The sequence below is a fragment of the Corallococcus sp. CA049B genome, from assembly GCF_003611685.1.
In the GTDB taxonomy this organism is placed as follows: Bacteria; Myxococcota; Myxococcia; order Myxococcales; family Myxococcaceae; genus Corallococcus; species Corallococcus coralloides.
The window spans coordinates 1-7,932 of record NZ_RAWC01000313.1 but is presented as its reverse complement, the minus strand read 5'-3'; the positions used below and the strand labels follow the sequence as shown (position 1 = coordinate 7,932).

The 7,932-nt window shown below is 70.0% G+C and carries 2 protein-coding genes; both read left to right on the top strand.

From position 1 onward, the window contains the following. Window positions 1-5 precede the first annotated feature (5 nt). Entirely contained in the window at window positions 6-7,520 is a 7,515-nt protein-coding gene (locus D7W82_RS36970) for an amino acid adenylation domain-containing protein (RefSeq protein ID WP_370451132.1), read from the top strand. Then, window positions 7,517-7,932 (top strand): hypothetical protein (locus D7W82_RS36965; RefSeq protein WP_147439735.1); only part of this gene is annotated, 416 nt, incomplete at its 3' end. The genes D7W82_RS36970 and D7W82_RS36965, both read left to right, overlap by 4 nt.

The window sequence follows — 7,932 nt, the reverse complement described above, 5'->3', positions numbered from 1 at the left end:
CGACGCTGGAAGCGGAGGCACTGAAGGCCAGCCTGCGTCAGCGGCTGCCGGAGTACATGGTGCCCGGAGCGGTGGTGGTGCTGGAGGCGCTGCCGCTCAACTCCAACGGCAAGGTGGACCGCAAGGCGCTGCCGGAGCCAGAGGCCCCCAAGGCCGGAAGCACGTACGAAGCACCGCGCACGGAGACGGAAGCGAAGCTGGCGGCCATCTGGGCGGAGGTGCTGCGAGTGCCCCAGGTCGGCGTGAAGGACGACTTCTTCGCGCTGGGAGGACACTCGTTGCTCGCGACGCAGGTGGTGTCGCGGGTGCGTGCGGAGACGGGCGCGGAGCTGCCGCTGCGCGCTCTGTTCGAAGCGCCCACGGTGGAAGCCCTCGCCCGCCGGCTGGAGAAGGCCGGACGCGCGAAGGCACCCGCGCTCGTGCCCGTGTCACGGGACGCACCGCTGCCGCTGTCGTTCGCGCAGCAGCGCCTGTGGTTCATCGATCAGCTGGACCCGGGCACCGCGCTCTACAACATACCCGTCGCCATCCGGCTTGAAGGCGACTGGGATGCGGGCGCCTTGGAGCGGGCTCTGCACGAGGTCGTGCGCCGTCACGAGGCCCTGCGCACGACGTTCGTCGCGGGCAACCCCGAGCCAGTCCAACAGATCGCGTCTGACAGCGCCTTCACGCTGGAAGTGGACGACCTGACAGCGAACACCGCCGAGGTCCGGCGACGCGTGGAACAGGAGGTGCTGCGGCCCTTCGACCTGGCACAGGGTCCCCTGATCCGGGCGTTGCTGCTGAAGCTCGGCGCGGGCGAGCACGTGCTCACCGTCACGATGCACCACATCGTGTCGGACGGATGGTCGCTCGGTGTGTTGGTCCGCGAGGTCGGCGCGCTCTACGCGGCGTTCGTGCAGGGCCAGCCCTCGCCGCTGCCAGAGCTGCCGGTGCAGTACGCGGACTACGCGGCGTGGCAGCGCGGCTGGTTGCAGGGCGCGACGCTCCAACGGGAGGTGGACTACTGGAAGCTGAAGCTCGCCGGTGCGCCGCCGGTGCTGGAGTTGCCCACGGACCGCCCGCGTCCCGCCGTGCGAGGAAACGCGGGAGCGACCCAGGGCTTCCTCTGGCCGCACTCGATGGTCCAGGGCCTGCGAGCCCTCGCGCAGCGCGAAGGGGCCTCGCTGTACATGGTGCTGCTGGCGGGCTGGCAGGTGCTGCTGTCGCGCTACAGCGGTCAGACGGACATCAGCGTGGGTTCACCCATCGCGGGCCGCACGCGCGCGGAGGTGGAGGGACTCATCGGCCTCTTCGTCAACACGCTGGTCCTGCGTGCCCAGGTGGATGGTGATCAGTCCTTCCGGGCGCTGCTGAAGCAGGTGCGAGGCACGGTGCTCGGCGCGTACGAGCACCAGGACGTGCCGTTCGAGAAGCTGGTGGAAGCGCTCCAGCCCGAGCGCAGCCTGAGCCACACGCCGCTGTTCCAGTCACTGCTGGCATTGCAGAACACGCCCGAGGGAGAAGCACGGCTGCCCGGGCTGACGATGAAGCAGCTGGAGCTGGAGAACCGCACGTCGAAGTTCGATCTGAGCGTCTTCTTCACGGAGACGGCGGAGGGCCTGAGCGGAAGCGTGGAGTACAGCACCGACCTGTTCGAGGCGGCGACGGTGCGTCGGTTGGTGGAGCACCTGCGGGTGCTGCTGGAAGGCGTGGTGGCGAAGCCGGAGGAAGCGGTGGGCCGGCTGCCCATGCTGACGGAGGCGGAGCGCCAACAGGTGCTGGTGACGTGGAACCAGCAGCAGGCGGAGTACACGCGCGACGCGACGATTCCGCACCTCTTCGAAGCGCAGGCAAAGCGGACGCCGGATGCCGTCGCCGTGGTGAGCGGCAAGCAGCGGCTGACGTACCGGGAGGTGGAGGCGAAGGCGAACCAGTTGGCGCACCGGCTGCGCAAGCTGGGCGTAGGCCCGGAGTCACGAGTGGGCCTGTGCGTGGAGCGCACGGCGGATGTGGTGGTGGGAACGCTGGGCATCCTGAAGGCCGGCGGCGCGTACGTGCCGTTGGATCCGAGCTACCCGAAGGAGCGACTGGGCTGGCTGCTGGAGGACGCGCAGGGGCCGGCGCTGGTGGCGCACTCGCACCTGCTGGAGTCGCTGCCCGCCTTCAGCGCGCAGGCCGTGTGCCTGGACACCGACGCGACGTTGGCCACCGAGCCGAGTGAGCCACCGGAAGCCGGGCTGCGCCCGGAGAACGTGGCGTACCTCATCTACACGTCGGGAAGCACGGGCCGTCCGAAGGGCGTGGCGGTGACGCACCGGAACGCGGTGGCCTTCCTGTCATGGGCGACAGAGACGTTCACGGAGGAGGAGACGAAGACAGTGCTCGCGGCGACGAGTCTGAACTTCGACCTCTCCGTCTTCGAACTCTTCGCGCCGCTGGTGAGGGGCGGGAGCGTGGTGGTGGTGCGCAACGCCCTGCATCTGGCGGAGGAGAAGCCAGACGCGGAAGTGACGCTCATCAACACAGTGCCCTCGGCGATGGCGCAGTTGGTGCGGCTGAACGCCGTGCCGCCGTCAGTGCGCGTGGTGAATCTCGCGGGCGAAGCGTTGCCGGAGACGCTGGCGAAGGCCGTGTACGCGGTACCGACGGTGAAGAAGCTCTACAACCTGTATGGCCCGTCGGAGGACACGACGTACTCGACGTGGTCGCTGGTGGGGCGGAATGAGGTGCCGAACATCGGCCGGCCCCTCACGAACACGCGGGCCTACGTGCTGGACAAGTACCTCCAGCCCGTACCGGTGGGCGTGGCGGGAGAGTTGTTCCTGGCGGGCGAAGGCCAGGCGCGCGGCTACCTGCTGAGGCCGGAGTTGACGGCGGAGAAGTTCCTGCCAGAGGTGTACGGCCCCGAAGGCAGCCGCATGTACCGCACGGGAGACCGGGTGCGGTACCGGGCGGACGGAGTGCTGGAGTACCTGGGGCGCGTGGACTTCCAGGTGAAGGTGCGAGGCTTCCGCATCGAGCTGGGCGAAGTGGAGTCCGCGCTGCGCCAGCAGGAGACGGTGAAGGAAGCAGTGGTGGTGGCGAAGGGGGAGGGCGCGGAGAAGCGGCTCGTGGCGTACGTGGCGCCGAAGGCGGGCGCGACGCTGGAAGCGGAGGCACTGAAGGCCAGCCTGCGTCAGCGGCTGCCGGAGTACATGGTGCCCGGAGCGGTGGTGGTGCTGGAGGCGCTGCCGCTCAACTCCAACGGCAAGGTGGACCGCAAGGCCCTGCCGGATCCGGAGGCACCGGTCTCCACCCATGAGTACGAAGCACCGCGTACGGAGATGGAAGCGAAGCTGGCGGCCATCTGGGCGGAGGTGCTGCGGGTTCCACGAGTCGGCGTGAAGGACGACTTCTTCGCGCTGGGCGGACACTCGTTGCTCGCGACGCAGGTGGTGTCGCGGGTGCGCGCGGAGACGGGCGCGGAGCTGCCGCTGCGCGCGCTGTTCGAAGCGCCCACGGTGCAAGCCCTCGCCAGCCGGTTGGAGAAGACCGGACGCGCGAAGGCACCCGCGCTCGTGCCCGTGTCACGAGACGCACCGCTGCCGCTGTCGTTCGCGCAGCAGCGGCTGTGGTTCATCGATCAGCTGGAGCCGGGCACCGCGCTCTACAACATACCCGTCGCCATCCGGCTTGAAGGCGACCTGTACGTGCAGGTTCTGGAGCGGGCCCTGAGTGAGGTCGTGCGCCGTCACGAGGCCCTGCGCACGATGTTCGTCGTGGGCAACCCCGAGCCGAAGCAACGGACCACGTCCGACAGCGCCTTCACGCTGGCGGTGGAGGACCTGACGTCGGACACCGCCGCGCTCCAGACGCGAGTGGAGCAGGAGGTGTCGAGGCCCTTCGAGCTGGCACACGGCCCGCTCCTCCGCGCGCTCCTGCTGAAGCTCGGCGCGCGCGAGCACGTGCTCGTCGTCACGATGCACCACATCGTGTCGGATGGATGGTCGCTCGGTGTGTTGGTCCGCGAGGTCGGCGCGCTCTACGCGGCGTTCGTGCAGGGCCAGCCCTCGCCGCTGCCAGAGCTGCCGGTGCAGTACGCGGACTACGCGGCGTGGCAGCGCGGCTGGTTGCAGGGCGCGACGCTCCAGCGGGAGGTGGACTACTGGAAGCTGAAGCTCGCCGGTGCGCCGCCGGTGCTGGAGCTGCCCACGGACCGTCCGCGTCCCGCGGTGCGAGGAAACGCGGGGGCGACCCAGGGCTTCCTCTGGCCGCAATCGATGGCCCAGGGGCTGCGAGCCCTCGCGCAGCGCGAAGGGGCCTCGCTGTACATGGTGCTGCTGGCAGGCTGGCAGGTGCTGCTGTCGCGCTACAGCGGTCAGACGGACATCAGCGTGGGTTCACCCATCGCGGGCCGCACGCGCGCGGAGGTGGAGGGCCTCATCGGCTTCTTCGTCAACACGCTGGTCCTGCGCGCGAACCTGTCCGGAGACCCCAGCTTCCGGGGCCTGCTCCAGCAGGTGCGCGAGACGGTCCTGGACGCGCAGGAGCACCAGGAGGTGCCGTTCGAGAAGCTGGTGGAAGCCCTCCAGCCCGAGCGCAGCCGCAGCCACACGCCGCTGTTCCAGACGCTGCTGGCGCTCCAGAACGTACCCATCGGACAAGCCCGGCTGCCGGGCATGACGCTCAAGCCCGTGGAGCTCGCGGGCGGAACGTCGAAGTTCGACCTGAGCGTCTTCTTCATGGAGACCGCGGAGGGCCTGAGCGGGATGCTGGAGTACAGCACCGATCTGTTCGAAGCCGCGACCGTGCGCCGCATGGTGGAGCACCTGCGCGTGCTGCTGGAGGGCGTGCTGGAACATCCGGAAGCCCGGGTGACACGGCTCCCCCTGCTGGATGATGCCGAGCGTCGGCAGGTCGTGGAGGACCCGAACCCGACCGCCACGCGGTACCCCCGCGAGGTGCCGGTGCACGCGCACTTCGAGGCCCAGGCACGCAAGACGCCGGACGCGGTGGCGCTGAAGCTCGGGGCAGGGGAGGGGACCCTGACGTACGACGAGCTGGACGCGAAGGCGAACCAGCTGGCGCACCACCTGCGGAGCCTGGGGGTGAAGCGCGGCACGCGAGTGGGCGTGTACGTGGAGCGCTCGTTCGACATGGTCGTCGGACTGCTGGCCATCCTGAAGGCCGGCGGCGCGTACGCCCCGGTGGATCGCAACTACCCGGTGGAGCGCATCGCGCTGATGCTGGAGGACGCGGGCGTCGAAGTGACGCTCACGCAGCAGTCCCTGGTGGAGAAGCTGCCGGCGAGCGCGGGCCGGCCGCTGCCGCTGGACACGGCCTGGAGCGAAGTCGCCCATCAGCCGCGGACGGCACCCCGGGTGGAGGTCAGCGCCGAAGACCTGGCGTATGTGATGTTCACGTCAGGCAGCACCGGCCGTCCGAAGGGCGTGTGCGTTCCGCACCGGGGCATCACGCGGCTGGTGATGGGCAACGACTTCCTGCGCTTCGGGCCGGAAGAGGTCTGGCTGCAACTGGCACCGGTGGCCTTCGACGCCTCAACGCTGGAGCTGTGGGGCGCGCTGCTGCACGGAGCGAAGCTGGTGCTGGCGCCGCCGCACGCGTTGACGCTGGAGGAACTGGGCACGCTGCTGAAGCAGGAGCGCATCAGCGTGCTGTGGCTGACGGCGGCGCTGTACGAGCAGATGGCGCTCCACCAGGTGGACGCGCTGTCGGGAGTGGCGCAAGTGCTCGCGGGCGGTGACGTGCTGCCGGCCCAGCGCGTGCGCGAACACCTGAAGCGCCTGCCACAAGGCGCGGTGCTGGTGAACGGCTACGGCCCGACGGAGAACACCACGTTCTCCACCACGCACACGCTGACGCGTGACACGTCGCCCACTTCCTCGGTGCCCATCGGCAAGCCGATTGGGAACTCGACGGCGTACGTGCTGGACACGCATGGCGATGTGGCCGGCGTGGGCGTGCCCGGGGAGCTGTACGTGGGCGGTGAAGGCCTGGCTTGGGGCTACCTGAACCGCGCGGACCTGACGGCGGAGCGCTTCGTGCCGAACGCGTTCAGCATGGAGCCCGGCGCGCGGCTGTACCGCACGGGAGACAAGGCGCGCTGGAAGGAGGATGGGACGCTGGAGTTCCTCGGCCGCACCGACTTCCAGGTGAAGGTGCGCGGCTTCCGCATCGAGCCAGGCGAAATCGAAGCCGCGCTCCTGCGCCAGCAGGGCGTAGCGGAAGCCACGGTCGTGGTGCGCGATGTCGGCGGGGACAAGCGGCTGGTCGCGTACCTCGTCGCGAAGCCGGGCCAGAACATCGACCCGAAGGCGGTGGAGACGGAGCTGCGCAAGCACCTGCCGGAGTACATGGTGCCGTCGGCCATGGGCGTGCTGGACGCGCTGCCGCTCAGCGCCAACGGCAAGGTGGACCGCAAGGCCCTGCCGGACCTGGACGTCTCCACGTCCCAGGCCGAGGCCTTCGTCGCGCCCCGTGACGCGCTGGAGTCCCAGCTCGTGGCGGTGTGGGAAGAGGTCCTGGGCGTGAAGCCCATCGGGGTGCGCACCAGCTTCTTCGCGCTGGGAGGCCACTCGCTGCTCGCGGTCCGCCTGGTGGCCGCGCTGCGCGAACAGCTGGGCCGCGATGTACCCCTGGCCGCGCTCTTCCAGCACCCCACCGTGGAGGAGCTGGCCAGGCTGCTGCGCGCCGGGACGGAGACGTGGTCGCCGCTCGTCCCCCTGGAGAAGGGCGACGCGGGCCGCCGGCCCCTGTTCCTCGTCCACCCGGGTGGCGGCAACGTGCTCGCCTATCCGGAGCTGGCGCGGCTCCTGGGGCCCCAGCAGCCCGTCTTCGGTATCCAGGCTCGCGGCCTCCAGGCCGGCCATGCCGTGGTGGAGACCGTGGAGGAGATGGCCACCCTGTACGTGGCCGCCATCCGCGCGGAGCAGCCGGAAGGGCCGTACCTCCTCGCGGGCTGGTCGCTCGGCGGCGTCATCGCCTTCGAGATGGCCCGCCAGCTGCGTGCGCAGGGCCAGGCCGTGGGGCTGCTGGCGCTGGTGGACGCGTTCGTCCCCGGCGTCGGAGCGCCCTCCGGCGACGCCCCCAGGAAGGACCCCGACGCCAGCACGCGCGTCGCCTTCGCCCAGACGGTGGCCCAGGCCTTCTCCCTGACCCTGCCCGTGTCCGACGAGGCCCTGGAGCGCATGGAGGACGAAGCCATGCTGGGGACGCTCCTCGCCATGGGCATCCAGGCCGGCCTCCTGGAGGAAGCGACGGGCCGCGAGCAATTGCGCGCCCTGTTCCGCGTCTACCAGGCCAACCTGCGCGCCATGGACCGCTACGTCCCCAGCCCCTACGACGGACCGGCGCTGCTGCTCGCCGCCACGGAAGCGACCCCCACCCCCGGGGTGCCCCGCCACCGCGGCTGGGAGCCCTTCGTCCGGGGGGGACTGGACGTGAGGGACGTCCCTGGGGGACACCATCAACTCATGCAGGAGCCGTACGTGCGGCACGTGGCCACGCTGTTGCGCGAGGCCCTGGAGGACAAGTCATGACCGTTGAAACATCCAGCGGGGGCTCACCGTGGCCCAACCGCATCATCCTGGCCATCTGGTTCGTGTGCTTCTCCGTGGGCTCCCTGGCCCACATCTCCATCGTGGCGAAGTACGGCCTCTTCGCGAATGATCCGGCGGACCCGCTGCCCATGCCGTTCGTCGTCGTGAACGAGCTGTTCACGGTGCTCAACCCGCTCACCATCGCGCTGCTCATCTTCAAGCGGCGGGCGGGCATCCTCTCCGCGCTGGGCGTGGTGGCGCTCGTCTTCGTCCTCAACCTGGCGCTGATGGCGTGGTTCTGGACCGCGAAGCAGCACCTCCACGTCGCGTGGCTGTACCTCAACGGCACCATGGGCGTGTTCATGGCCCTGACCGCGAAGCGCCTGTGGCGGGCCGCCCCGGAGGCGAAGGC